The organism is Italian clover phyllody phytoplasma str. MA1 (genome assembly GCF_000300695.1).
Taxonomy (GTDB): domain Bacteria; phylum Bacillota_I; class Bacilli_A; order Acholeplasmatales; family Acholeplasmataceae; genus Phytoplasma.
Genome location: NZ_AKIM01000143.1, coordinates 1 through 893 on the forward strand (window position 1 = coordinate 1; position 893 = coordinate 893).

General features: G+C 21.5%; 1 pseudogene. It reads right to left on the reverse strand.

From position 1 onward, the window contains the following. Positions 1-321: 321 nt before the first annotated feature. Positions 322-893, reverse strand: a pseudogene (locus RI01_RS03475) (transposase); the annotation flags it as partial.

The following is an 893-nucleotide window of genomic DNA, read 5'->3' on the forward strand; positions in this document are numbered from 1 at the left end:
TTTTTTTAAACAACTTTTTATTTTAAAATAACTCTTTAAGACTAAAAATTAATAGATAATTTCACATCTTTTTAAACTAACAAATTATTTAAAATAGATAAAAAAGTGTCTAATGTTTTTTTATAATTTGCTAGTTTCAAAAAATATTTTTTTAATATTTTATCCTTACACTATATATTTAGGTAAAAAATTTAAAAACACTCCTATAAAATGAAAAGAAAATAATTTTTATTATTAATTATATTATTTTTCTTAAAAAAAATTCGCACTAAAGTAACCTTTTTCAAGGTTATATTATTTTATGTTCATTCAACTAAAAATTTATCTTAGATTTTGAACATATTGAGATGGAGTTGAATATTTTAATTTACTTAAAATCCATTTAGTATTCGAAAATTTCGGAAAATGATTGATTAATTTTTTTATTTTGTTAGGATATTTTTGAAATAAAAAAGGATTTTGATGTTGTAAGATCGTTTTCATTTGGCCGAAAAAGTTTTCAATGACGGCGTTATCACGAGGGGTGGCTTTTCTTGACATGCTGATTAAAAACCCTTTTTTTGTTAAAGTTTGTTGAATTTTGATTGATTGATAAACTTTGCCTTGATCGGAGTGAATGATACAAGACTCTTTTAATGAAGATAATTTTTTAATAGTTTTTAAAACTAAATCTTTATTTTTTTGTTTTAAGTGTGAGAAGCAATTATTTGGTTGTTAAAAGAATCCATAATACAAGAAAAATAGAGAAAACCTTGCTTAGTTTTAAAATAAGTGATATCAGTAAAAATTTTTTGGAGGGGTTTGGCGGAAATAAAATCTTGATTGATTAAATTAGGAATTATTTGGAGATTATTTTTTAAATTACGGTAAGTAAAATTTTTTTTGATTCTTAA